The 25,151-nt window shown below is 72.5% G+C and carries 22 protein-coding genes and 1 pseudogene; 9 read left to right on the top strand and 14 right to left on the bottom strand.

Annotated elements, in window-relative coordinates; genetic code table 11:
* Nucleotides 1-38: 38 nt before the first annotated feature.
* Both GTY67_RS03595 and GTY67_RS03590 read right to left on the bottom strand, forming a co-directional pair.
* Nucleotides 39-1,949: an AAA family ATPase gene (locus GTY67_RS03595; RefSeq protein ID WP_161277754.1), complete on the bottom strand. Its 1,911-nt coding sequence runs from the start codon at nt 1,947-1,949 to the stop codon at nt 39-41.
* Nucleotides 1,950-2,309: 360 nt separating this feature from the next.
* Nucleotides 2,310-2,939 carry a hypothetical protein gene (locus GTY67_RS03590; protein ID WP_161277753.1) on the bottom strand — a complete coding sequence of 210 codons (630 nt, stop codon included), beginning with the start codon at nt 2,937-2,939 and terminating at the stop codon, nt 2,310-2,312.
* A gap of 185 nt (nt 2,940-3,124) precedes the next feature.
* Between GTY67_RS03590 and GTY67_RS03585 the strand changes: the two genes are divergently transcribed.
* Both GTY67_RS03585 and GTY67_RS03580 read left to right on the top strand, forming a co-directional pair.
* Nucleotides 3,125-4,480: a peptidase C39 family protein gene (locus tag GTY67_RS03585; protein WP_161277752.1), complete on the top strand. Its 1,356-nt coding sequence runs from the start codon at nt 3,125-3,127 to the stop codon at nt 4,478-4,480.
* Between the two features lie 59 nt (nt 4,481-4,539).
* Entirely contained in the window at nt 4,540-5,322 is a 783-nt protein-coding gene (locus GTY67_RS03580) for an SAM-dependent methyltransferase (protein WP_161277751.1), read from the top strand.
* Between the two features lie 56 nt (nt 5,323-5,378).
* On the opposite strand, the gene GTY67_RS03575 is transcribed toward GTY67_RS03580, so the two are convergent.
* The gene (locus GTY67_RS03575; protein WP_161277750.1) at nt 5,379-6,932 is read right to left on the bottom strand and encodes a PepSY domain-containing protein; all 1,554 of its coding nucleotides are present in this window, start codon (nt 6,930-6,932) and stop codon (nt 5,379-5,381) included.
* Nucleotides 6,933-7,103: 171 nt separating this feature from the next.
* The gene (locus GTY67_RS03570; RefSeq protein WP_343238741.1) at nt 7,104-7,586 is read right to left on the bottom strand and encodes a hypothetical protein; all 483 of its coding nucleotides are present in this window, start codon (nt 7,584-7,586) and stop codon (nt 7,104-7,106) included.
* A 608-nt stretch (nt 7,587-8,194) separates the two neighbouring features.
* On the opposite strand from GTY67_RS03570, the gene GTY67_RS03565 reads away from it, so the two are divergent.
* Complete coding sequence (locus tag GTY67_RS03565) at nt 8,195-8,455, top strand: MFS transporter (RefSeq protein ID WP_161277749.1); 261 nt, start codon at nt 8,195-8,197, stop codon at nt 8,453-8,455.
* A 381-nt stretch (nt 8,456-8,836) separates the two neighbouring features.
* On the opposite strand, the gene GTY67_RS35440 is transcribed toward GTY67_RS03565, so the two are convergent.
* The 3 genes and pseudogenes from GTY67_RS35440 to GTY67_RS03555 form a co-directional block, all read right to left on the bottom strand.
* A complete protein-coding gene (locus tag GTY67_RS35440; RefSeq protein ID WP_343238758.1) occupies nt 8,837-8,977 on the bottom strand; it encodes a hypothetical protein in 141 nt (46 codons plus the stop codon).
* A gap of 62 nt (nt 8,978-9,039) precedes the next feature.
* Nucleotides 9,040-9,384, bottom strand: a pseudogene (locus tag GTY67_RS35435) (LLM class flavin-dependent oxidoreductase); the annotation flags it as partial.
* Between the two features lie 169 nt (nt 9,385-9,553).
* On the bottom strand, nt 9,554-10,828 hold the full coding sequence (locus GTY67_RS03555) for a glycoside hydrolase family 18 protein (RefSeq protein WP_161277748.1): 1,275 nt from the start codon (nt 10,826-10,828) through the stop codon (nt 9,554-9,556).
* A 387-nt stretch (nt 10,829-11,215) separates the two neighbouring features.
* On the opposite strand from GTY67_RS03555, the gene GTY67_RS03550 reads away from it, so the two are divergent.
* Nucleotides 11,216-12,388, top strand: a complete 1,173-nt coding sequence (locus tag GTY67_RS03550) for an acyl-CoA dehydrogenase family protein (RefSeq protein WP_161277747.1) — start codon at nt 11,216-11,218, stop codon at nt 12,386-12,388.
* A 414-nt stretch (nt 12,389-12,802) separates the two neighbouring features.
* On the opposite strand, the gene GTY67_RS03545 is transcribed toward GTY67_RS03550, so the two are convergent.
* On the bottom strand, nt 12,803-13,201 hold the full coding sequence (locus tag GTY67_RS03545; protein WP_161277746.1) for a hypothetical protein: 399 nt from the start codon (nt 13,199-13,201) through the stop codon (nt 12,803-12,805).
* A 204-nt stretch (nt 13,202-13,405) separates the two neighbouring features.
* On the opposite strand from GTY67_RS03545, the gene GTY67_RS03540 reads away from it, so the two are divergent.
* The 4 genes from GTY67_RS03540 (at nt 13,406) to fxsA (ending at nt 17,515) form a co-directional block, all read left to right on the top strand.
* Complete coding sequence (locus GTY67_RS03540; protein WP_018490165.1) at nt 13,406-13,846, top strand: Lrp/AsnC family transcriptional regulator; 441 nt, start codon at nt 13,406-13,408, stop codon at nt 13,844-13,846.
* Nucleotides 13,847-13,892: 46 nt separating this feature from the next.
* Nucleotides 13,893-15,539, top strand: a complete 1,647-nt coding sequence (locus tag GTY67_RS03535; protein ID WP_161277745.1) for an amidohydrolase — start codon at nt 13,893-13,895, stop codon at nt 15,537-15,539.
* A 539-nt stretch (nt 15,540-16,078) separates the two neighbouring features.
* Nucleotides 16,079-16,846 (top strand): polyprenol monophosphomannose synthase, encoded by a 768-nt coding sequence (locus GTY67_RS03530; protein WP_093692809.1) that lies wholly within the window; start codon nt 16,079-16,081, stop codon nt 16,844-16,846.
* Between the two features lie 75 nt (nt 16,847-16,921).
* On the top strand, nt 16,922-17,515 hold the full coding sequence (gene fxsA / locus GTY67_RS03525; RefSeq protein WP_093692810.1) for an FxsA family membrane protein: 594 nt from the start codon (nt 16,922-16,924) through the stop codon (nt 17,513-17,515).
* Between the two features lie 152 nt (nt 17,516-17,667).
* Here the strand turns inward: fxsA and GTY67_RS03520 are convergent, their stop codons facing one another.
* From GTY67_RS03520 to GTY67_RS03505, 4 genes are all read right to left on the bottom strand, one after another.
* On the bottom strand, nt 17,668-18,042 hold the full coding sequence (locus tag GTY67_RS03520) for an RNA polymerase-binding protein RbpA (protein WP_003959706.1): 375 nt from the start codon (nt 18,040-18,042) through the stop codon (nt 17,668-17,670).
* Nucleotides 18,043-18,308: 266 nt separating this feature from the next.
* Nucleotides 18,309-19,682, bottom strand: a complete 1,374-nt coding sequence (locus GTY67_RS03515; protein WP_093692811.1) for an MFS transporter — start codon at nt 19,680-19,682, stop codon at nt 18,309-18,311.
* 46 nt (nt 19,683-19,728) lie between these two features.
* Nucleotides 19,729-20,493, bottom strand: a complete 765-nt coding sequence (locus GTY67_RS03510; RefSeq protein WP_161277744.1) for a glycerophosphodiester phosphodiesterase family protein — start codon at nt 20,491-20,493, stop codon at nt 19,729-19,731.
* Complete coding sequence (locus tag GTY67_RS03505; protein ID WP_161277743.1) at nt 20,490-21,245, bottom strand: hypothetical protein; 756 nt, start codon at nt 21,243-21,245, stop codon at nt 20,490-20,492. Before GTY67_RS03505 ends, GTY67_RS03510 begins: the two co-directional genes overlap by 4 nt.
* A gap of 102 nt (nt 21,246-21,347) precedes the next feature.
* Between GTY67_RS03505 and GTY67_RS03500 the strand changes: the two genes are divergently transcribed.
* A complete protein-coding gene (locus GTY67_RS03500; protein ID WP_093692814.1) occupies nt 21,348-22,847 on the top strand; it encodes a PLP-dependent aminotransferase family protein in 1,500 nt (499 codons plus the stop codon).
* A 189-nt stretch (nt 22,848-23,036) separates the two neighbouring features.
* Here GTY67_RS03500 and GTY67_RS03495 read toward each other — a convergent pair whose 3' ends face one another.
* On the bottom strand, nt 23,037-24,695 hold the full coding sequence (locus GTY67_RS03495) for a hypothetical protein (RefSeq protein WP_161277742.1): 1,659 nt from the start codon (nt 24,693-24,695) through the stop codon (nt 23,037-23,039).
* 37 nt (nt 24,696-24,732) lie between these two features.
* Entirely contained in the window at nt 24,733-24,927 is a 195-nt protein-coding gene (locus GTY67_RS03490; RefSeq protein WP_003970432.1) for a hypothetical protein, read from the bottom strand.
* Between the last annotated feature and the right edge of the window lie 224 nt (nt 24,928-25,151).

Here is a 25,151-nt window from a genome sequence, read left to right as displayed (position 1 = left end):
CCGGCCGACCCGACCCCGTACCGCCCGGTCCTGAGGCCCTACACCCCGCCCGGCTCCTGCTTCCCCCGGCCCACAGGACCGCGCCCCGACAGCACCTCGCCGTACGCCTGCATCAGGTCCGGCAGCCGCAGCGTGGACAGGTCCTCCCGGCTCAGCGTCCCGGTGTACCCGGAGAGCCGCAGATCGCGGTAGGCGCAGCTCTTCTCGTACAGCGTGCGCAGGAAGCGGCCGTTTCCCAGCTCGTCGATCCAGCCCTGGTCCACCACATGGCCGCTGATGGAGCGCAGCTCGTCTATGGCCTCCTCGTCCCACACGTCGTCGTTCTCGGCGGCCAGCACGCTGCCGATCGCGGTGAGTTCGAGCGGGCGGTAGCTCGGGAAGTCGACCCGGCTGGTGAACCGGGAGGAGAGCCCCGGGTTGGTGGCGAGCAGGCGGTCCATGCCCTCCGGGTACCCCGCGAGGATGACGACGAGGTGGTCCCGGTTGTCCTCGGCCCGCTTCAGGAGGACCTGGAGGGCTTCGTCGCCGTACGCGTCGCCCTTGCTGTAACCGGAGTTGGCCAGGCTGTACGCCTCGTCGACGAAGAGCACCCCGCCGAGCGCCGAGTCGATCAGCTCATTGGCCTTCACCGCCGTCTGCCCCAGGAACTCACCCACCAGGTCCGCTCGTTGGGCCTCGATCAGATGGTCGCCGCCGAGCAGCCCCAGCGCGTAGAAGACCCGGCCGAGGATGCGGGCGACCGTCGTCTTGCCGGTGCCGGAAGGGCCGGAGAAGACGAAGTGGCGCTTCGGCGGCTGGACCGGGAGCCCCTGATCGGCCCGCAGCCGGGCCATGTTGAGCTGTGCGGAGAGCGCCTTCACCTGCCGCTTCACCGGTTCCAGGCCGACCATGCGCTCCAGCTGGGCCAGCGCCTCGGCCAGCAGGACCGGATCGCTCGGCCCGGCCGGGAACGGCGGCGGCTTCCGGGTCTTCGTGCGCCGGGCACCCTCGACGGGGGCGGCCGGGGAGAGCACCGGGTCCTCGCCGTCGCCGAGCAGCCCGGCGTCACCGATGGACCACGGCTCGCGGCCGTCCACCAGATCCGTGCCCAGCGTCGCGTCGCCGTCCGCAAGCGCCTCCGCCCCCGCACCGCCCGCGCCGAAGCCGGTCAGCATCACGGCGGCCAGGTCGGCGGACTCGTCGTACCCGTCGCCCTCGGAGATCGCGGCGAGGCGGGCCGAGGTGTCCATGAACGCCGGGTCGACCCGGTGCACCGCCCGGTACAGCGGCAGGGCCGCCGCACTGCGCCCGGTGCCTTCGTGGGCCCGCGCCAGCCAGTAGCGCAGCTCCTTGCGCTGCGGCTGCTCGCTGCGACAGCGCATCAGGGCGGCCGCCAGCAGCGGTTCGGCCTGCCCGTACATCTCCAGCCGGACCCGGGCCATGCCCCCGAAGAGCCCCGCCTCTATGCCCAGCATCGGATCGTCGACGAGCTGCTCCGTATACCGCACCAGCTGCTCCCAGTCCTTGACCAGGTACGAGCGGCAGGCGTGCAGGAACCGCACCTGCGGGTCCGCGTCCACGGGCGGCAGCCCCGCCAACGCCCGGTCCAGCTCCGGCACATGGCGCCCGTCCAGCCAGTGCGAGGCGTGGGCGAGCAGCAGATCGCGCGGGCTCTCCAGCAGCGGCTGCACCCACCACCCCAGCCAGTACCAGGAGTTGAGCGGCCGACGGTGCCGGGCCCGCTGTTCGCCGAAGCGGTCACGGTGCCGGTACATGCGTAAGAGCGCGGTGGCGGTGTCGATGCGCAGGGCATGGAGGCCGAGCCAGCCGTCCGCCATGCCGGGATCGATCCGTACCGCAGCTCTGAACTCCTCCTCGGCCTGCGGGTAGGCGCCCATCGTGTAGGCGTCCATGCCACGCAGCCAGGCGAGGTCGGCGGGGGCCTGTGCGCCCTGTGTGCCGATGTCCATCAGGTCCCCCACACAAAACCGTTCCCCCAGGATGTCCCGCCCGCACAGCATGCCCACCGGAGCGTGCCGAATCACTGCGCGGAGGAAGGGAATTGACCGCACCGGGGTGCATCGTACCTGCGCAAGGGGGAGAGGACCGGTCAACGGCGGATCATGCGGGCGGTGACCGAGGGTGAACGGATCGCTCTGCGTGGTCGCCGGACGGCGGTGCGCGCACAGGACGAAGCCCCCGATCACGGGGGAACAACCGGGGGCTTCGCGTCTGCGGGGGCTCCGAAAAGCCTCACATTGAGAACGTAAGACCAGTACGGCCCCTCGGTCAAGCCGAGTTGAGGCACTTCCGGGCTGATTTCCGACTGCTCAGTACGGAGGCGTGTGCTGCCTACCGTCCGTGACGAAACGGTTCGCTCCCGCTGTCACCCCGGGCCCCTCCAGCCACGCGTACCCCTCGGGCAACTGACGTACCAGCACATCGGCGTACGGGCGCGAAGGGTCCCCGGTGAAGTGCGCCTCCTCGGCGGCGGTCCACCCGTCCCAGAACTCCGTGAGCCTCGCGCCGTCCCGCGCTCTCCCGCGCCCCCACGACACCTCCCGCTCCAGCTCCATCCAGCAGAGCGCCGCCAGCCACGGCCGCACCTCCCAGCGGCCCGCTCCGACGCCCTCGACCAGCATCACCGGAGCCGGTTCCAGCGTCCGCGCCGGGCCGAAGCGCCGCTCGGTCCAGTCGTACGGCGCGTACCGCGCATCCTCGCCGCGCGCGAGCGGCAGGAGCACCTGCTCCCGCAGCCGCCCCACCCAGCCGAACAGCTCCTCGTGGGTGGCGAGATCGTCCAGATGGAGCACCGGCGCACCCCCCAGCGCCTCCGCCAGCCGGGCGGCGAACGTGCTCTTGCCCGACCCCGCGTGCCCGTCCACCGCGACGAGCCGGACCGGCCCGCAGGACGGGGGCAGCGAGCGGAGGGCGTCGGCGTGGCGGGCCAGGTCGGTCATGGCCCCAGCGTACGGGCCAGGGGTCGATGAGCCCGGCCCGCCGCAGGTCACGCCAGTGGTCCAGACCCATATTGGTGGCGCGGCACAGGCCGAATCACTGGCCCGACCGAGCCGGGAGACGGGATAGTTGGGCCACCGATCGGCATCCGCAGCCCCACTCCCACCCATGACCGGGGGTCTCGCCCATGACCAGTCCGACCTCACGCAGGACCGTCCTCACCGCCGCACTCGCCACAGCGGCCGCCGCGGCATCAGCCGGACCCGCGGCGGCCGCACCCGCACCGTCGCCCTCCGCACCCCAGGCAGCCGCACCCCTCGTGGACAACCACTTCTGGCACACGTACACCGACTGGCGCTCGGGCTCCGGCGACGGCACCCGGGTCCTCGCGGGCACCCGTCCCGGCCTGGCCATCGCCACCACCGCCGGCCGCACCGACTACACCGACCCCCACACGGGGGAGAGCGCCGCCTGGGAGTACGCCACCTGGACCTCGCCGCTCCACCGCTCGGCCGTCCCCGCCACCGAGCTGATCACCTCCTGGAACGCCCGTACGCCCGCGGGCACCTGGATCGCGGTCGAGTTGAGCGCCACCTATGCCGACGGCACGACGACCCCCTGGTTCGTGATGGGCCGCTGGGCCTCGGGCGACGGCGACATCCGCCGCACCTCGGTGGACGACCAGGGGGATCTGTACAGCTCGGTCTGGACCGACACCCTCTCGGTGGACGACGCGGCCACCGGCGTACGGTTCGCCTCGTACCGCCTCCGCCTCACCCTGTACCGCACCCCCGGCAGCCGCCTCACCCCCACGGTCCGGCGCGTCGGCGCGATGGCCTCCGACATCCCCGACCGCTTCACCGTCCCGGCGAGCACTCCGGCCCACGCCCGCGAACTGCGCGTCCCGCGCTACTCGCAGAACGTCCACATCGGCCAGTACCCCGAGTACGACAACGGCGGCGAGGCCTGGTGCAGCCCCACCTCCTCGCAGATGATCATCGAATACTGGGGCCGCAAACCCACCGCCGAGGACCTCGCCTGGGTCCGGCCGGGCCTGCCCGACCCCCAGGTCTGCCACGCCGCCCGGTACACGTACGACTACCAGTACGGCGGCTGCGGCAACTGGCCCTTCAACGCCGCCTACGCCGCCACCTACCGGGACCTGAACGCGGTCGTCACCCGCCTCGGCTCGCTCACCGACCTGGAGCGGCTGGTCCACGCCGGAATCCCCGTCATCACCTCGCAGTCCTTCCTCCAGGAGGAGCTGCCCGGGGCGGGCTACGGGACAGCGGGCCATCTGATGACGGTGGTCGGCTTCACCCGCGCAGGCGATGTGATCGCCAACGACCCCGCGTCCCCGGACAACGAGGCGGTACGCCGCGTCTACCGGCGCCGCGACTGGGAGAACATCTGGCTGCGCACCAAGCGCTACGACGCGAGCGGCCGGGTCAGGAGCGGTACGGGCGGGGTCTGTTACGTGTACTGGCCGTCGGGGCCGACACCGGGTCAGCGCCGCGTGCTGCGCTCGCTCGGCCTGCTGTGACTCCGTCAAGGAGGCCTTGGAGCAGGGGAGTTGATCCGACGGTGCGATAAGTTGACGGGGTGACCGACCTCGAATCGCGCATCGACACGACCCGGCCTCACACCGCCCGGATATGGAACTACTGGACCGGCGGCAAGGACAACTACCCGGTCGACCGCGAGGCCGGCGACCGGATCCGGGCGCTGCACCCCGGGATCGGGGAGTACGCGAAGGCGGACCGGCTGTTCCTGGGGCGGGCGGTGCGCCATCTGGCCGAGCGGGAGGGCATCCGGCAGTTCCTGGACATCGGGACGGGGCTGCCGAGCGCCGACAACACGCACGAGGTGGCCCAGCGCGTCACCCCCGACGCGCGGGTCGTCTACGTGGACAACGACCCGCTCGTCCTGGCGCACGCCCGCGCCCTGCTGGTAGGGACGCCCGAGGGGCGCACCGACTATCTGGACGCCGACCTGCGGGACATCGACACGGTTCTGGCCGCCGCGGCGAAGACCCTCGACCTCTCGCAGCCGGTCGCGCTGATGCTGCTCGGGGTCGTCATCTTCATCGAGGACGACGAGGAGTCGTACGGAGTCGTCCGCCGGCTCATGGACGCCCTCGCCCCCGGCAGCCACCTGGTCCTGTCCCACACGGTCACCCACCCCGACATGCCGGACGTCGACGAGGCGGTGGCGTTCTGGAACGAGCACGGCACCCCGAAGCTCACCCAGCGGACCCCGGCCGCCGTCGCCCGCTACTTCGACGGGCTGGAGCTGCTGGAGCCCGGGGTGGTGTCCTGCTCCGCGTGGCGGCCGGAGGAGCAGGTGCCGGACGTCGCGATGTACGCGGGCGTCGGCCGTAAGTGAGCGCTCGGGTGAGGCGCCCGGCCGGGTGACCCGGCCGAGCGCCTCCTGCCGGAGACTCAGGCGGTACGCCGCTGTCGCCGGACCGCCCCCACCACCACGTCGACCACCAGGAACCCGGCCAGGGTCACCCCCAGGACGGGCAGCGCCCAGCCCAGGGCGATGACCGCCGGGATGCCCAGGACCAGGACCGGCAGCGGGAGCCGCCGCCACGCCCCGCACTCCGGGGCCTTGCCCACCAGCGCCTGGCGGTCGTCGCGGGTGGGGCGGCGCTGCCACCACATGCGGTAGCCCCAGACGATCACCGCCGTCAGGCCCAGGGCGAGGAGCGCCAGCACGATCTGGTTGACGACCCCGAACAGCACGCCCATGTGCCCCTGCACGCCGAGCTTGCTCAGCTTGGACAGGGCCGGGTGGTCGGCCCAGTAGGTGCGTGAGGTGATCTCGCCGCCGGCCGTGTCCACGGCCACCCGGTCGTAGTGCACCGGCCAGACGTTGTCGTTCTGCGCCACGGTCCAGGCGCTCGCCGCGTCCGCCGCAGGCGTGACCACCACCGTGCCGCCGAGACCCGCGTCCCGTGCCGCCGCGAGGGCCGCGTCGAAGTCGGCCGGGTCGGCGTCGGCCGTCGCTTCGCCGGAGCCGCCGTGCTCGGCGTGTTCCGCGTGGTCCCCGGCCGGGGCCTCCTTGCCCGGCAGCGCGGTGTCGAGGGCCGGGGCGTTGCCGTTCGCCGCGTCCAGGAGCAGGCCGAACCGCTCACCCGCGTAGTTCGACCAGGTGAGCCCGGTGGCGCTGAGGAAGAGCAGCCCCAGCGCCAGCCACACCCCGGTGGCCGCGTGCCAGCTGCGCGTCCGGCGCACACCCCGGGCCCCGCGCTCGGGAAGCAGCACGCCCCGCGCCGACTTCGCCCGCCGTCCCCGGCCGCGCCCGATCCACAGGACGAGGCCGCCCGCGACGGCGACCCAAAGCCAGCTCGCGGCGACCTCGGAGTACAGGCGGCCCGTCTCGCCGAGGTTGAGGTTGCGGTGGAGGTCGTCCAGCCAGGTGGTGAGCGGCGTCGACCCGAACCAGGTCGTCAGCTCACCCCGTACCTCGGCGGTGTACGGGTCGACGAACACCGTCCGCTGCTTCTCGCCCAGCTCCGGCACCGCGAGCACCACCCGGGTGGTGTCCTCGGGGCCCGGCGGGGTGACCACCGACGCCACGGTCCCCTCGGGGTACGCCGCCCGCGCGGCGGCTATCTGCTCGGCCAGCGGGCGGGGCGCGTCCCCGGCCTTCTCGACCCGCAGCTGGTCGCCGTACACGAGCTGGTCGAGTTGGGGCGTGAAGGTGTACGCCAGCCCGGTCAGCGCGGCCACCAGCAGGAAGGGGGCGACGAGCACACCGGCGTAGAAGTGGAGCCGGACCAGGAGGTGCCTTACGGCTTCCCAGGAGCGGGCCGGCCGGGGCTGGTCGGTGGCGGGTTGCGTGAGGGTGTCCGGTTTCGCGGGGCCGTCCGGCGCGTCGGGGGCGGGTTTCGCGCTGCCGTCCGGTCTGTCGGCGTCCGGCTCGGCCGACGCCGGGGCGTCGGTGGGGTCGTGGTCGTTCTGCGGTATTTCTTCGGTTCTGTGAGACATGGGTGCTCCTCGGAGGGCAGGCCGCAGGGAGACTCCGTGGACCTGCCGGTGGGGGACCGGGTCCTGCCCGGGCGGTGGGAAGCGGTGGCCGCCGCGACCCGATGGCTCCCGCACGCACGCTTCATGGCGCCGGATCACTCCGGCGCTCGCGGCTGCTGGGTGCGGAGGCCGTCAGGCCACAGCCGCCACCGGCGGCCCACGGCGGTGGCAGGACCGGGCGAGGAGCGCCCCGAACCTGATCCGCACGACCACCGGCGGCGCCGGGCGCGACCAGGGCAGGCAGGGGAGCGAAGGGGCGGACCTGAGGGCGATACGGGGGACGACCAGGGCCGCGAGGCGCCGCAGCACCCGCTCCCCGTGGATCACGCAGAGGGCCGTTCCGAGGGTGGCCGCCGCATGGGCCAGGGTCATCCCGGCGTCCATGGTGTGCCCGTCGGCGTGCCCACCGGACTGCCCGGCCATGGCGTGCTCGTGTCCGGCCGCCATCGCGGAGTGCGGTGTGCCGCCGGGCGCCGACGAGAGGAAGTGGAAGGCGCCGTGCAGGGCGAACTGTGTCCCGCCCAGCACCAGCGTCACGACGTCGAAGCGGCGTCGCCGGCCGCCGAAGAGCAGAGCCCCTTGCGCGGTGAGCCCGAGGAACAGAAGGGCGAGCACTCCCGCGCCGGGCAGGTGCCCGCCCGCCGCGACATGGCTCACGGCACCGAGGAGCAGGCAGGCGGAGCCGCAGAGCAGGCCCCTGGCCGCTCGCGTCGGCCAGCCGCCCCGTGCACGCATGGAGACAAGGTAGCCAGCGCCTGCGTGCGCTCCGACCCGGGGTCCTCCGTCACGGTCTCTTCCCATGGGGCAGTAGTCGGCCACGTGGCCGAAAAAGTTCCCATACGTTCGGGCAGAAGTTTTCCCGTACGCACGGGTGAACGTTGCCGCCGTACGAACACCGTGTGGTCCGGCCTCCGAAGCGTCCACCGGGCCCACGCGGCTGTCCTACGCTCCGACGGCGGTGCGGCGCATACGGCACCGCGCCCCGACCCGTCATCGGAGGACCGGACATGCCGAGGCCCCCGCGGTCCACGGCATGAACGGCCGACCGGGCCGGACCCCGGCCGCCACCGACCCGAGCCGCCTGCTCACCCGGCCGATGCTCCTGCTGCTGGCGGCTTCGGTCGGCGGAATGGGCGGCTTCTACCTCCTGCTGTCGGTGCTCCCCCTGTACGCCGCGTCGGCCGGCGGGGGGCGGCCTGGGGGCCGGGCTGACCACGGGCGCCATGATGCTGGCCACGGTCCTGGCGGAGCCCGCGGTTCCGTGGTTCCTCAGGCGGTTCGGCCACCGCGCGGTCGTGGGCGCGGGCCTGCTCCTGCTGGGCGTCCCGGCGGCGGCACTGTGCCTGTGGGCCTCGTTCCCGCTGACGCTGGGGGTCTGTCTGGCGCGCGGTGTGGGCCTGGGCATCGTCGTCGTCGCGGGCACGAAACTGGCCGCCGAACTCGCGCCGCCCGGCCGGCGGTCCGAGAGGCCCTGTACGGAGTGAGCCTGGGCATCCCGTCGGTGCTCGGGCTGCCCGCCGGGGTCTGGCTGAGCGACCGCCTCGGCTTGGGGCTTCGCCGTGGCCGCCGCGCTCCTGCCGGCCACTCTGGTCCCCGCCTGTCAGGACAGGCGATCCGCCGAAACTCCCGGCCGCGGCCTCACCGGGCCGTCAGGCCCCACTCCGCCGCCAACAGCTCATAGCTGCGCACGCGGTCGGCGTGGCCGTGCGTGATCGTCGTGACGATCAGCTCATCCGCCTCCGTGGCCTCCCGCAAGGTCCGCAGCTGCTGGGCGACTTGGGGTGCGGTGCCGAATGCGTCTCGAACCCCGCGTCGGGGGCGTAGGTGCCCGCCAACAGGGCCAGGATGTCGGCCACTTGTTGGTCTTACGCCTGCGACTCGGCCCCCGGCAGCTGGAGCAGCCTCCGGTGCAGGGCGAGGCGCGGCGAACGGTACAGGTGCTCGTTGGAGTAACGGCCGGGTATGAGCAGCCCGTTGGGCGCCCGCCTTTTGACGGCCTCCGCCACCCCCTCCGTCGCAGGCGTGCCCCTCTCCGCCGATCCGCCCGAGCGCCCGAGCGCCCGAGCCCCAGGTCGAACCGGCCCGGGTGCACGGCGTCCAGCAGCCCGAACTCCTCCACCACCGACAGCGCCGTACGGTGGCCGAGTTGCAGCGCCCCCGAGCCGAGCCGGATCGCCGACGTCACCGCCGCGGCGAGCGCCAGCACCACGGCCGGGCACGTGCCCGCGACCCCGGGGTTGAGGTGGTGCTCGGCGAACCAGTAGCGGCTGTAGCCGAGTTGCTGGCCCGGCGGACCAGGTCGAGGCTGTTGCGTAACGCCTGCCCGGCCGTCGATCCGGTGGAGACCGGCACGAGGTCCAGGACGGCGAGCGGGGTGCTGGTGGAGGACACGATGAGGTTCCCTGTGCGGCAAGAGGCAGCGGTACGGGGCCGGTCCGGCCGTAACGTACGGAGGCCGCCGGAAGCGGGTCAATCACTTCCCGGCGCTGGCAACGCGACCTTCATGCGCGGCAGTTCGGGGGAGACGCCGAAGGGGCGGGGCGCCCGTCCGGCACCCCGCCCCTCCCGTACTCCGCGAGCGGCTAGTCGATCGCCTTGATCAGTTCGCCGTTCGTGGTGTCACCGCTCAGCTCCCAGAAGAACGTGCCTCCCAGGCCCTGCTCGTTCTTGTACTCCATCTTGGTGCCGATGGTCTCCGGGGTGTCGTAGCTCCACCAGTCGTTGCCGCAGTGGGCGTACGCCGTACCGGCCACCGTGCCCGAGACGGGGCAGCTGCCCTTGAGGACCTTGTAGTCCTCGATGCCCGGCTCGTACGTGCCCGCCGCCGCGCCGGTCGCGCTGCCGCCGGGCTCGGTCTGGGTGACGCCGGTCCAGCCGCGGCCGTAGAAGCCGATGCCGAGCAGCAGCTTCTCCGACGGGATGCCCAGCGACTTCAGCTTGGAGATCGCGGCGTCGGAGTTGAAGCCCTCCGTCGGGATGCCCGGGTAAGAGGTCAGCGGGGAGTGCGGGGCTGTGGGGCCCTGCGCCGCGAACGCGCCGAAGAAGTCGTACGTCATCGGCAGGTACCAGTCGAGGTGCTGCGCCGCCCCCGCGTAGTCCACCGCGTCGATCTTGCCGCCGTCGGAGCCGTCCGCGGTGATCGCCGAGGTGATCAGGTTGTCGTTCCCGAAGGCCTTGCGCAGCTCGCCGAGCAGCTCGCCGTAGGCGTCCCGGCCGCTGGTGTCACAGGTCAGACCGCAGGCGTTGGGGTACTCCCAGTCGATGTCGATGCCGTCGAAGACATCGGCCCACCGCGGGTCCTCCACCAGGTCGTAGCAGGACTTCGCGAAGGCGGCGGGGTTCTGCGCGGCCTCACCGAACCCGCCCGACCAGCTCCAGCCGCCGAAGGACCAGAGGACCTTGATGTCCGGGTGGAGCTCCTTCAGCTTGCGCAACTGGTTGAAGTTGCCGCGCAGTTCCTGGTCCCAGGTGTCGGCGACCCCGTCGACCGACTCCTCGGCGGTGTACGCCTTCTCGTAGTCGGCGTAGGAGTCGCCGATCTGGCACTTGCCGCCGGTCACGTTGCCGAAGGCGTAGTTGATGTGGGTGAGCTTGTCCGCCGAACCCGACGTCACGATGTTCTTGACGTGGTAATTGCGGTCGTACGTGCCCCAGTTGGTGAAGTATCCGATCACCTTGTCGCCGGCCGCCGTGGGGGCGGCCTGGGCGGCGGCCGGGGCCGTGGCCGGCTGTGCGGTGGGGGCCGCGCCTGCCGGGGACGTACCTGCGACGCCGAGCAGGGTGGCGCCGAGCGCCGCCGTACAGGCGGCCGCGGCGAGCGCCCGGAGCCGGGCGCGGGGACGGTGCGGTGTGAGCATCGTGGCTCCTCGTGGGGGAGGGCTGGTGCGTGGGGGTGCAGGCCGAACTCCGGGCCGTACGCGCCCGGTTTGGCATGAACGCGGTAAGGCGTTCGGTTGGAACCGTAGAAGGACTAGACCAGTTGGGTCAATGGTTCGGACCAATCCGCTGATCATCGCCGTCGCCCCCGACCCCTCTGACCAGCCCGTCACCCCGTGACGTCAGGCATCCGATCGGGCATACTCAACCCGCCACAGCCGCCGTCCCGCGCCCCCCGAGACCCGGGAGGGCAGGATCGGCTGGGCAGTCTGTTTTTCCCGGCCCGACTCCGGGAGATCACCCGGCGGCGCCTCTCACACCCCGAGCGCGCGACCGTCGCAACGCCCGACAGGGAGGAGAGCGCCGTCATGTCCGACCGTGCCCCGCAGCAGGTGGAACGCCGTCTGCCCACCGAGGAGTCCCGGCAGCTCGTCGCGCTCGTCCGCGACATCGTGTCCAAGGAGATCGCTCCCCGGGCGGCCGAGGAGGAGGACGCCGGCCACTTCCCGCGCGAGGTCTTCACCCTCCTCTCGGAATCCGGCCTCCTCGGGCTTCCCTACGACTCCGCCCACGGCGGCGGCGACCAGCCCTACGAGGTCTACCTCCAGGTCCTGGAGGAGCTCGCCGCGGCCCGCCTCACCGTCGGCCTCGGCGTCAGCGTCCACTCCCTGGCCTGCCACGCCCTCGCCGGATACGGCACCGCCGAGCAGCAGGCCGCGCACCTTCCCGCGATGCTCTCCGGCGGCCTGCTGGGCGCCTACTGCCTCTCCGAGCCGGCCTCCGGCTCCGACGCCGCCTCCCTGCGCACCAAGGCCGTACGCGACGGCGACGACTGGGTCATCACCGGCACCAAGGCGTGGATCACCCACGGCGGCGTCGCCGACTTCTGCACCGTGCTCGCCCGCACCGGCGTGGAGGGCCCCCGGGGCATCACGGCCTTCCTCGTCCCCGGTGACGCCGAGGGCCTGAACGCCGCGCTCCCCGAGAAGAAGATGGGGATGAAGGGCTCGCCCACGGCCCAGCTCAACTTCGACGGCGTACGGGTCGGTGACGACCGGCGCATCGGCGAGGAGGGCCAGGGCTTCGCCATCGCCCTGTCCGCGCTGGACTCCGGGCGCCTCGGCATCGCCGCCTGCGCCATCGGGGTCGCCCAGGCGGCCCTGGACGAGGCCGTGCGGTACGCCACCGACCGGCGCCAGTTCGGCCGCCCCATCGCGGACTTCCAGGGGCTGCGGTTCATGCTCGCCGACATGGCCACCCAGATCGAGGCCGGCCGGGCGCTCTACCTGGAGGCGGCACGGCTGCGCGACGCGGGGGAGCCCTTCTCCCGCCAGGCCGCCATGGCCAAGCTGTTCTGCACGGACGCGGCCATGCGGGTGACCATCGACGCCGTCCAGGTGCTCGGCGGCTACGGCTACACGCTGGACTTCCCCGTCGAGAGGTTCATGCGCGAGGCCAAGGTGCTCCAGATCGTGGAAGGCACCAATCAGATCCAGCGCATGGTCATCGCGCGCCACCTCGCGGGTCCGGAGACCCGCTGACCCCGCTGGGGGGTGTCCGGCCCATCCCGCCTGGCCGGACACCCCCCAGCGGCCGGTCCGACCAGGCGGGCAGGGCCGCGGCCTGGTTCCACTCCGGGTCGCGGTGGCCCGGCACGGTCCGGCCGCTGCTCTGCCAGTGCCGCAGCAGAGCGCTGTAGATGGGCGGATCGGCGGGCGAGGCCATCGGGGAGTTCCCGGTCGACCGGGGCAGCGGCTGCGGCTGCGGAACCGATTCTTCGGAAGCCGGTGGAACGAGCCGGCGGCGCCCCGAGCCGACTGGTGAGTGCAGCGTCGTCATACCGGGTGAACGCGCCGGGGCGGGCCCGGGTCACTGCCGCCGCCAACCGAGTGCCAGTTCGGCGGGTGCCCTGGAGCACCCGCCAGGGGGCGTCCTCCAGGGCCGCCGACAGCGGCTCAGGCGGCCTCTCGCCGCAGCCGGTCCATACGCAGCGGGCGCGAGCCCGGGCCGCCCGCGTGGGAGAAGGGCTGCATCCGCCAGTCGAGTCCCTGGGGGAGCGTCAGCAGCAGCGCCGCCTCCTGCTCCTGGGGGTCCAGCGTCTCGTCGGCGGGCCGGGCGTCCGCCGCGACGCGGCCGGTACCGGAGCAGACGGTGAGCACGAACGGGTTCCACGGGGTGGGGCACCGGGCGTGCTCCGGCAGCACGTCCTCGTCGGCCAGCAGCGCGATCGGCTGGGCGCAGTCCGGGCAGACCACCCGGAACATCTCGAACATGTCGTAAACATCGGCGCCTTCGTCCTCGTCGGGATCGACAGGCTCCGGTTCGGTACGTCCGGTGAGCTTGATGCTCTGCATGGGATCTTCCCCCCTCGGGTGGGCCGGCACAGCGCCACGGCCTCGACCACAGCAAGCACTTCCCTCCGTGTGCGGCCGATAACCGCGAGGGACCCTGCTACCGACCCGTAGGTCTGTGGTCTTCGTCACATGCCCCCCGCAGGTGCCGTTCCGTGACCCCGCGCGACTGTGCCGACAGGCACCCGGGGCCATAGGTTGATCCGCATGGAGGAGCTGGACCGTCAGATTGTGGAGTTGCTCGTCAAGGACGGGCGGATGAGCTACACCGACCTGGGCAAGGCCACCGGCCTGTCCACCTCGGCCGTTCATCAGCGCGTCCGCCGGCTTGAGCAGCGCGGGGTGATCCGCGGCTATGCCGCGGTGGTCGACCCCGAGGCCGTCGGGCTGCCCCTCACCGCGTTCATCTCGGTGAAGCCGTTCGACCCCAGCGCGCCCGACGACATCGCGGAGCGGCTCGCCGGGGTGCCCGAGCTGGAGGCCTGTCACAGCGTCGCCGGGGACGAGAACTACATCCTCAAGGTGCGCGTGGCGACCCCGCTGGAGCTGGAGCACCTGCTCACCCGGATCCGCTCGCTGGCCGGCGTCTCGACCCGTACGACCGTCGTCCTGTCCACCCCGTACGAGGCGCGGCCCCCGCGCGTCTGAGGGGGGCGCGGGAACCCCGCTCCCCGGCAGGCGCGAGACTGGTCCCATGACCGAGAGCACCGCCCCCCAGAGCGCCCCCGACCACCGCACCCTGCTGCTGCGAGGGGGAGACGTCCACAGCCCGGCCGACCCGTTCGCCACCGCGATGGTCGTGGAGCGCGGGCATGTCGCCTGGGTGGGCTCCGAAGGGGCCGCCGACGCCTTCGCGAGCGGCGTCGACGAGGTGGTCGACCTGGAGGGCGCCCTGGTCACCCCGGCGTTCACCGACGCCCACGTCCACACCACCGCCACCGGCCTGGCTCTCACCGGGCTGGACCTCTCGGGCGCCCGTACGCTCCCCGAAGCCCTCGGCCTGGTTCGTGCGTTCGCGAACCGGCACGGAGCCGCCGACGTCCTGCTCGGCCACGGCTGGGACGCTGCGCGGTGGCCCGAACAGCGCCACCCCTCGCGCGCCGAACTCGACGAGGCGGCCGGCGGCCGGGCCCTGTACCTGCCCCGCATCGACGTGCACTCCGCCGTCGTCACCACCGCCCTGCTGGACCTCGTCCCCGGCGTCACCACGATGGCCGGATACCACCCGGACGCACCGCTGACCGGCGACGCCCACCACGCCGTACGCGCCGCCGCGCACGCCGCGCTCACCCCCGCCCAGCGGACCGCCGCCCAGCGCGCCGCACTCGACCACGCCGCATCCCTCGGCATCGGCACCCTCCACGAGTGCGGCGGACCCGAGATCTCCGACGAGGACGACTTCACCTCGCTCCTGGCCCTCGCCGCCGAGCGGCCGGGACCCCGGGTCTTCGGCCTCTGGGCCGAGGAGATCGCGGATGAGAAGGGCGCCCGCCGCATCCGGGAGCTCGGCGCCATCGGCGCGGCCGGCGACCTCTTCGTCGACGGCTCCCTCGGCTCGCACACCGCCTGCCTCCACCAGCCGTACGCCGACGACCCGCAGACCGGCACCGCCCACCTGGACGCCGCCCGGATCGCCGCCCACGTCACCGCCTGCACCGAGGCCGGCCTCCAGGCGGGCTTCCACGCCATCGGCGACGCCGCCGTCACCGCCGTCGTGGAGGGCGTACGGGCCGCCGCCGAGACGCTCGGCCTGGCCCGGGTCCGCGCCGCCCGCCACCGGGTGGAGCACGCCGAGATGCTCACCCCGGAGACGATCGCCGCCTTCGCCGAGCTGGGCCTCACCGCCTCCGTCCAGCCCGCCTTCGACGCCGCCTGGGGCGGTCCCGACGGCATGTACGCCCAGCGCCTGGGCGCGGAGCGGGCCGCGACCCTGAACCCGTACGCCGCCCTCCTGCGGGCCGGAGTGCCGCTCGCCTTCGGCTCCGACAGCCCGGTCACCCCCCTCGGCCCCTGGGGGGCCGTGCGGGCCGCCGCCCACCACCGCACCCCCGAGCACCGCATCTCCGTCCGGGCCGGGTTCACCGCCCACACCCGGGGCGGCTGGCGGGCCATCGGCCGCGACGACGCGGGGCTCCTGGTGCCGGGCGCACCGGCCGACTACGCCGTCTGGCGGACCGCCGAACTCCTGGTCCAGGCCCCCGACGACCGGGTCGCCCGGTGGTCCACCGATCCCCGCTCCGGCACGCCCGGGCTGCCGGATCTCACCCCCGGCGCCGAACTGCCCGTCTGCCTGCGGACGGTGGTCTCCGGACATACGGTCTACGTACGACCGAACGAGTGACGTCGGGAGATTCCGTACCGCCGATCGATGGCACGGCCACGCGTTCACGACCTGCGGATCTTCGGCACTGACCAGGCATTTTGCACAAAAGCCGCAGGTCGCACGGGTGTTGACAGAACGCGCCCACGGGCCGGTAGGTTCGGCCGGGTCCACCACAGGACGTCCGACCGGTTAAACCTCCACGCAGTCGTCGAACGCCGCTGGGTCATGGGGTGGTGCGCCGCACCGGCTCACCGCCACTGACAGCCAGGTTCAGCGCCCGCGCCTCGGGGGCGAGGGAAGGTTTCAGCCGGACGGAGGGTGCGACCCGGGTGGGGCCCGGACGTTCAGTAGACAACGGCTCTCGGTCGACCCGCAGCCAGCGGGTCCCAGGTCGGCCCGAAGGGCGCCGGGCCCCGATCCGCAGTTCCGTCCGTGGTTCTGTCCGCAGTTCCGGCCATCTGCCCGGCCTGTGCCACACGCCCGCGCGACCGGGGAGGACTCCGGCGGCCCCGCGCTGGATATGGTGTCCCCCTGTGTACGGACTTTAAGGGGCAGTAGTGAACGACGGCGGTCAGAGGCAGTTCGGCCCGCTCGGCAAGGTCCTGGTGATCATTCCGACCTACAACGAGGTCGAGAACATCAGGCCGATCGTCGACCGGGTGCGCACGGCCGTGCCGGATGCCGACATCCTGGTGGCCGACGACAACAGCCCCGACGGCACCGGAAAGGCGGCCGACGAGATCGCGGCCGCCGACGGACAGGTCCACGTCCTGCACCGCAAGGGCAAGGAAGGGCTCGGCGCCGCCTACCTCGCGGGCTTCGCCTGGGGCGCCGAGCACGGCTACGGCGTCCTCGTCGAGATGGACGCCGACGGCTCCCACCAGCCCGAGGAGCTGCCCCGGCTGCTCACCGCGCTCAAGGGCGCCGACCTCGTCCTCGGCTCCCGCTGGGTGCCCGGCGGCCGGGTCGTCAACTGGCCCAAGAGCCGCGAGGTCATCTCCCGGGGCGGCAGCCTCTACTCCCGCCTCGCCCTCGGCCTCTCCGTCCGCGACGTCACCGGCGGCTACCGAGCCTTCCGGACCGAGACCCTCCAGGGCCTCGGACTCGACGAGGTCGCCTCCCAGGGGTACTGCTTCCAGGTCGACCTGGCCCGCCGCTCCGTCGAGGCCGGCTACCACGTGGTCGAGGTCCCCATCACCTTCGTGGACCGCGAGGTCGGCGACTCCAAGATGAGCCGGGACATCCTCGTCGAGGCGCTCTGGCGGGTCACCGGCTGGGGCATCACCTCCCGCGCCAACAAGGTCCTGGGCCGCAGGAAAGCCTGACCCTCCGGGGCGTACGGGGTGGTCCATGATCACCCCCTTACGCCGCTTCCACCTCCGTACGGGCACACTGGTTGCATGACGACCGGCACTCCGCCCCCGATCCGTCCCCGGCGCTCGCGCGCCCGTAGATTCCTGCCGCTGGCCCTGGCCGCCTGGCTGGTCCTGGAGATCTGGCTCCTGACCGTGGTCGCCTCGGCCGCGAACGGGCTCACCGTCCTGCTGCTCCTGCTCGCCGGAGCGGTGCTCGGCACCGTGGTGATCAAGCGCGCCGGGCGCCGCGCCTTCAAGAACCTCACCGAGACCCTTCAGCAGATGCCCGGTCAGCCCGGCGCCACGGAGGCCCCGCAGGTCACCGGCGGAAAGGCCTCCAAGGGCAACGGGCTGCTGATGCTCGGCGGCCTGCTGCTCCTGATCCCCGGCCTGATCTCGGACGCGGCCGGTCTGCTCCTGCTGGTCCCGCCCGTCCGTACGCTGATCAGCCGCCGCGCCGAGCAGTCCCTGGAGCGCCGGATGCGGGCCGCGTCCCCCGGCAGCCTCTCGGACGCCTTCCAGCAGGCCCGGATGCACCGGCCGGACGGAAAGGTCGTCCAGGGCGAGGTCATCCGCGACGACGCCGACCAGCCCCCCTCCGGCCCGGACGACGAGCCGCGCCCGCCGCTCACTCCCTGAGGCCCGGGCAGGCCGGCTCCGGACAGGGATAGAGCCGCGGGCCGTGACACACGTTCTGTGTCACGGCCCGCGGCTCTTGTGCTGTGCTGTTGTCGCGCTCAGTGCGGTGTTACGCAGAGTGCGGTGTCACGCAGTGCGGTGGCGCTACGCGGTCAGGCAGACTTCCTGCTGTCCCGCGGGTGCACGGCGATGTTCATGGCTCCGGAGCGCAGAACCGCCAGCCTCTCGGCCAGCACCTCCTCCAGCTCCTCGCGGGTGCGCCGCTCCATGAGCATGTCCCAGTGCGTACGCGCAGGCTTGCCCTTCTTCTCCTCGGGGCCATCCCCGTCCACCAGGAGTGCCTGGGCGCCGCACGCCTTGCACTCCCACTCCGGCGGAATTTCCGCCTCCACCGAGAACGGCATCTCAAATCGATGTCCGTTCTGGCATGCGTACTCCACCGCCTGGCGCGGGGCCAGATCGATGCCGCGGTCCGTCTCGTAGCTGGTAACCACAAGTCGCGTGCCGCGAAGAGCTCGCTCACTCATGAATCGTGCCTCCCGGGCTTGTCGCCCACAGGACAAAATGTCGCTGTCGTCGTCATCCGGTCAACGTCCGGTCGCTGGCAAAGATTCCCGTCGCCGGTCATGCGTCGCCCGTTCGTGCCGCTGCTTTATCTGGGTTGAGTACCCAACCTTGCCCGGTTTGTCACCTCTGGTGGGCGTTGTCACCCAACGGTTGAGCTGTTTACACTCGCAGTAACGGTCCTCCGGGCAGGCCAAAGGCGTACACTACCGGCCTTTGACTTCAACGTCTAAATCCGTTCCGGCACGGGGTTGCCCGCGGCCGTGATCGCACGCCGTACGGGCACCCGCGCGAGCAGCACCGCGCCGAGGGCGAAGAACACGATCAGCGAGATGATCGCCTCCCGGTAGCTGCCGGTCAGCTGGTACGCCAGACCGAACACCAGGGGCCCCAGCCAGCTCAGACCGCGGTCGCTCATCTCGTACGCCGAGAAGTATTCGGCCTCCTTGCCGCGCGGCACCAGATGGGAGAAGAGCGAGCGGGACAGCGCCTGGCTGCCGCCCAGCACGAGTCCGATGGCCGCCGCGAGAACGAAGAAGAAGACGGGCGCGTCGGCGGGCAGCAGATAGGCGGCGATCAGGATCGCGGTCCATACGACCAGCGAGCCCAGGATCGTGTGCTTGGCGCCGTACACCCGGGCGAGCCGGCCCATGCCGAGCGCCCCCGCCACCGCCAGGATCTGCACCAGCAGCACGGCGACGATCAGGGTCGTCTGGTCGAGGCCCAGCTCCTCGGAGCCGTACAGCGAGGCCTGGGAGATCACCGTCTGGATGCCGTCGTTGTAGACGAGGTAGGCGAGCAGGAACGAGAGCGTCAGCGGGTGGCGCCGCATGTCCTTCAGGGTCGCCCTCAGCTGTTTCCAGCCGGAGCCCACCGCCCCCTCGCCGTCCGGCGCCACCCGGCGGTCACGCAGCCTGCGCAGCGGTACGAGGGTGAACGCGCCCCACCACACACCCGCCGACGCCAGGCAGATCCGTACCGCGTCGGACTCCGCGAGACCGAAGGACTCGTGGCCGGTGTACAGGATCAGGTTGAGGACGAGGACCAGGGCGCCGGAGGTGTAGCCGAAGGCCCAGCCGCGCGAGGAGACCGCGTCGCGCTCCTCCGGCTCGGCGATCTGCGGCAGATACGCGTTGTACAGGACCATCGACACGGAGATCGACGCGTTCGCCACGATCAGCAGGAACGCGCCCAGCAGATAGCGGTGGCCGTCCAGGAAGAACATCCCCGCTGTCGCCGCGGCACCTGTATAGGCGGCCGCCGCCAGCAGCGGCTTCTTACGGCCCGTGCGGTCCGCCGCCGCGCCCACGATCGGCATCAGGATGACGGCCACCACGATGGAGGCCGAGACGGAGTACGCGAACAGCGAGCCCGCGCGCACCGGTATGCCCAGCGGGTGGACGAAGCCGTCGGGGTCGGCCGCCGCCTTGGCGATCGACGTCAGATACGGACCGAGGAAGACGGTCAGCACACTGGTGGAGTAGACGGAGCAGGCGAAGTCATAGAAGTACCAGCCGTGCTGCTCCCGTTTGCGGGCCGCCGCCGACCCGTCGCCCGGCGGATTTCCGGCCGGATCTGTCGTTCCTGCGGTTCCGGTGCTCAACCCGCGCCCCCTCGGTTCTCGCGTGCGGACGTGGACGGGCCCGGCGTCAGGCCCAGGCCCCTCGCTCGCTCAGCACCGTACGCAGCGTCTCGATGTGATCGGTCATGATGCCATCCACTCCGAGGTCCAGGAGTGCCGCCATCCGTTCGGGCTCGTTGACCGTCCAGACGTGCACCTGGAGCCCGAGCGCGTGCGCCGTACGGACGAAACGGGCGTCGACCACCGGGATGCCGCTCTGCCGCTCGGGGACCTGCGCGCAGACCGCGCCCGTGCGAAGCGCCGCCGGGATCCCGTACGAGCGCAGCCGCAGCCCCAGGACCCCGCGCACGCCGTACGAGGTGGCCAGGCGCGGGCCCGCCAGGCGGTGCGCGCGGGCCACCCGGGCCTCGGAGAACGAGCCGACGCAGACCCGGTCCCAGGCGTCGGTCCTGCCGATCAGCTCCAGGAGGGGTTCCAGCGCCGGTTCCGCCTTGACGTCCACGTTCCAGCGGGCGTCGGGGAACTCCTCCAGCAGTTCCTCGAAGAGGGGGAGCGGCTCGGTGCCCCCGACCCTGGCCCGGCGCACCTCGCTCCAGGGCAGTGCGGAGATCCTGCCCGTGGCATCGGTGACCCGGTCCAGCGTCGGGTCGTGGAAGGCGACGAGACGGCCGTCCGCCGTCGTGTGGACGTCGGTCTCGAAGTAGTGGTAGCCCGCCGCGGCCGCCCGGCGGAAGGCGGCCGCGGTGTTCTCCACCCCGTCCGCCGCACCGCCGCGATGGGCGAAGGCAAGGGGTGTCGCGTGATCCAGATAGGGGTGGCGGCTCGGTTTCACTGCGGCAGTATGGCCTGCCCGGATGGAGGGGTGGCAACGGGGTCGGGTCCGGCGGGAGTCACGGGGGTGGCCTGTTCGGCGGCTGTCACGCCGGGCGTCGCGGTGGGCGCGGAGCCCGACGGGCCGCTGATGGGTGCCGTGGCGGGTGCGGGCAGTCCGAAGACCCGCAGGAAGAGCTGGGCCAGCGGGCCGATCGCCAGGGCGTACAGGACCGTACCCACCCCGAGTGAGCCGCCCAGCAGGAAGCCGGTGACGACGACGGCCACCTCGATCGCCGTACGGACCAGCCGGATGGAGCGGCCCGTGACCCGGTTCAGCCCGGTCATCAGCCCGTCGCGCGGACCCGGGCCGAAGCGGGCCGCGATGTAGAGCCCGGTCGCCACCCCGTTGAGCACGATGCCCAGCACCATCACCGGGATCCGGAGCCCGAAGCCGTCGAGGTCGCCGACGAGGGCGAGCGTGCCGTCCATGGCCAGGCCGACCACGAAGACGTTGGAGACGGTGCCGAGCCCGGGGCGCTGCCGCATCGGGATCCAGAGCAGCAGCACGATCGCGCCGACGATGATCGAGACGACGCCGATCGAGATGCCGGTCAGCTCCGCGAGGCCCTGGTGCAGGACGCCCCACGGCTCCAGGCCGAGTTCGGCGCGGACGAGGAGCGCCGAACTCGCCCCGTACAGCGTCAGACCGACGTACAGCTGGACCAGCCGCCGGGTGAGGTGGGTGGTGCCACGGGCGGTGGTGCTGGACACGAATTGCCCCCTGGTGTGGTGGTAGTGGACTGCTGCATGTCACTCTGTGGCAGGGGATCGGCCACCAGACATGGCCAATTCGAGGAAGGTGGACTGATTTCGATGGCGCAGTGGACTTCGACCGTGGGGGCGGCCCAGCTCGCCCGGCAGCTCCAGGCCCAGCAGCCCCGGCCCACCGGCCCGGCCGGACGGAAGCCGCCCGCCTACCGTGCGCTCGCCGACGGCGTACGGCTCCTCGTGCTGGAGGGCCGGGTCCCGGTCGCCGCCCGGCTGCCCGCCGAACGCGAACTGGCCCTCGCCCTCTCCGTCAGCCGCACCACCGTCGCCGCCGCCTACGAGGCGCTGCGCGCGGAAGGGTTCCTGGAGTCGCGGCGCGGGGCGGGCAGCTGGACCGCCGTCCCGGCCGGGAACCCGCTGCCCGCCCGGGGCCTGGAACCACTGCCCCCGGAGTCGCTCGGCTCCATGATCGACCTGGGCTGCGCCTCGCTGCCCGCCCCCGAGCCCTGGCTCACCCGGGCGTTCCAGGGGGCGGTGGAGGAACTGCCTCCGTACGCCCACACGCACGGCGACTACCCGGCCGGGCTGCCCGCGCTCCGCCAGATGATCGCCGACCGCTACACCGCGCTGGGCATCCCGACCATGCCCGAACAGATCATGGTCACCACCGGGGCGATGGGCGCGATCGACGCCATCTGTCACCTCTTCGCGGGCCGCGGCGAACGGATCGCGGTCGAGTCCCCCTCGTACGCCAACATCCTCCAGCTGATGCGCGAGACGGGCGCCCGCCTCGTCCCGGTCGCCATGGAGGAGGGCATCGGCGGCTGGGACATGAACCGGTGGCGCCAGGTGCTGCGGGACTCCGCGCCCCGGCTCGCCTATGTGGTGGCCGACTTCCACAACCCGACCGGCGCACTCGCCGACGAGCAGCAGCGCCGCGACCTGGTCGACGCCGCCCGCTCCGCCGGTACCGTCCTGGTCGTCGACGAGACGATGACCGAACTCCGCCTGGACGCCGACACCGCCATGCCCCGCCGGGTCTGCGCCTTCGACCCGGCCGGCAGCACGGTGCTGACCGTCGGCTCGGCCAGCAAGGCGTTCTGGGCCGGGATGCGGATCGGCTGGGTCCGGGCGGCCCCGGACGTCATCCGCTCCCTGGTCTCCGCCCGCGCCTACGCCGACATGGGCACCCCGGTCCTGGAACAGCTTGCCATCAACTGGCTGATGGGTACGGGTGGCTGGGAGCAGGCGGTCGAGATCCGGCGCGACCAGGCGCGCCAGAACCGCGACGAGCTGGTCGCCGCGGTGCGCCGGGAGCTGCCGGACTGGGAGTTCGCGGTGCCGCGCGGCGGGCTGACCCTCTGGGTGCGCACGGGCGGCCTCTCCGGCTCCCGGCTGGCGGTGGCGGGCGAGCGCGTCGGCGTACGGGTGCCCTCGGGGCCGCGCTTCGGGGTGGACGGGGCGTTCGAGGGCTATGTGCGGCTGCCGTTCACGGTGGGCGGCCCGGTCGCGGAGGAGGCGGCGGTGCGGCTCGCGGCGGCGGTGGAGCTGGTGCGCTCGGGCGCGGGTGCGGGGGCGGACGCGCCACGGAGCTTTGTGGCCTGAGGGCCTGGAGGGGCCCGATTGGTCTGAGGGGCCTGACGGGTCTGAGGGATAGGGGAGACGCCTGCGAGTGGGGAGCGGCCCGGCCGAGCGGCGCTGCCGCGCTACGGGAGCACGGACGCCTGCGGGCGGGGAGCGAGCCCTTCCGGCCCGTCTCCCCGCCCGCTGTGTGTCCTTCCGGCTGACCAGGGCTCACCCCTCCGCGATCGCCGCCTGCGCCTTGGCGAGCTGCCCGGTCGGCGCGGCCTCCACGGCCACCGGAACCTGAGCGGTGTCCTCGTCGTCACGCGAGCCGGAAGCGTCGTCGGCCGGTGCGTCGGGCTCGGCGCTCGGCCGCGCGGCGGCGCCCGGCCGCTCCGGCAGCACGTCCAGCACCGCCTGCCGGTGGGCCTCGCTCGCGGCCTCGTCGTACGGGTCCGGGGTCGCCGGTACCTGGAGGCGCAGGACCGGCCCGGTGCCCAGCCGCGCGTACCCCCGGCCGGCCGGGACCTCCGGCGGCGGGGTGGTGTTCGGCTCGGCGCCGAGCACGGCGGTGATCTGCTCGCGGGAGGCGGGGCCGAGGACGACGCGGGCCCGGGTGTGGGTCCGTACGGTCTCCGTGAGGCCGTCCAGGGCGTCGAACTGGTCGGCCAGGACCACGGTCACCCCGGCCGGCCGCCCGTGCCGCAGCGGCACCTGGAGCAGCTCCAGCGGGTCGGTTCTGCCGTCCGCCGCCGCGAGGTGGCCGAGGACGCCGGGGCGGTCCAGCAGGATCCAGAGCGGGCGCTTGACGTCCTCGGGGACCGGGTGCCCGCCCTGCCGGGCCCGGTTGGTGAAGATCAGGCGCCGCTCCGTCTCGTGCGCGGCCCACTCCAGGGTGGCGAGCGCCCCGCCCAGGCCGGACTCGACGGCGAGGACCCCGGTGAGCCCGGTGAGGGCGCCGTGCTCCCCGGTCCCGCTGCCGTCGATGACGAGGACGTCGCCCTGCTGGAGGGCTTGGAGGGCGATGGAGCGGACCAGGGTGGTGGTGCCGCTGCCGGGCTGTCCGACGGCCAGCAGGTGGGGCTCGGTGGAGCGGTTGCCGGTGCGCCAGACGACGGGGGAGGCGTCCACGGTGGTGTCGCCGTCGCGGACGGGGACGGTGCGCCGGACCGCGTCGGGGTCGGTGAACCCGAGGACCGTCTCACCGGGTGCGGTGACGAAGCGCTGGGCGGCGATCGAGGTCGACAGGGGGGCCGGGACGGTCATGACGAGGCGGTTGGCCTCCTCGTCCCAGGCGAAGTGGTACTCGCGGCCGCGCCCCGACTTCGTGTGCAGCAGCTGTTCGATCCGGGACCGCGCGGCGGCCTCGCCGTCCGTGAAGTACGCCGGGTAGGAGACCTGGAGGCGGGTGAGGCGTCCGTCGCCGTCGAAGGCGTACCCGTCGAAGGCCTTCTCCCAGTCGCCGCCGTGGGCGAAGAGCGGATCGGGGTCGTCGGGCACCGAGAAGTACGGCACGAGCGCCTCGTACAGGGCGCGCAGACGGATGGACTCCGCCTCGTCCGGGCCGGTCTTCACGGGGGTCCGCTCCCGCCCCTTCCACGCGGCGGCGCCCATCACCGTGATCAGGGCCAGGATCGGCCCGTACGGCACGAGCGCCACGGCGAGCACGCAGGCCGCGGCCAGGAACAGCTTGGGACCACGCCGTTCCTTGGGGGTCGCGACCCACTTCTGCCGGCCGGACACGGCCAGCAGCCGCAGACCACGCAGGATCGTGATCAGCGGATGGAGCACATCGGTGGCACTGTCGGCGGCCGTGCGCGCGATCTCTCTGCTGCGAGTGATCGAAGCGCTGCCGCTGCTCAGAATGCGGGGGAGTGGTCGCCGGGCCACAGCTGTCTCCTGAAGGGGTGGGAGCGGTTGCGGAGCGTCAGAACTTGATCCCGCCCAGCAGACCGGCGAGGCTCGCCCCGCCTGCCGTGATGCTCGGCGCGATCGCGGTGCCGGCCAGGTAGAAGCCGAACAGCGCGCAGACGATGGCGTGGGACGCCTTGAGCCCGTCCTTCTTGAAGAACAGGAAGACGACGATGGCGAGCAGTACCACGCCCGAGATGGAAAGGATCATGAGCGGATCTCCTGGTTGAGGGGACAGTCACCATGAGTCCTTCCAGGATCACGCGAAGTATCTATACGATAAAAGGTGCAATCGAGTGAATAAGTATCATTTTCACTTGACTGGCCGACGGGAACCTGAGGCCCGCGCGCGGTATTACGGAGTCCGTGCCGGGCAGGAACCATCCGCGGTGATCTTTTGCCGTAACCGGGCCCGGTCATGTCCGACCCGGAGCA

The organism is Streptomyces sp. SID8374 (assembly GCF_009865135.1).
Taxonomy (GTDB): domain Bacteria; phylum Actinomycetota; class Actinomycetes; order Streptomycetales; family Streptomycetaceae; genus Streptomyces.
The sequence above is the reverse complement of the archived record's forward strand: the minus strand, read 5'-3'. Positions and strand labels throughout refer to the sequence as shown.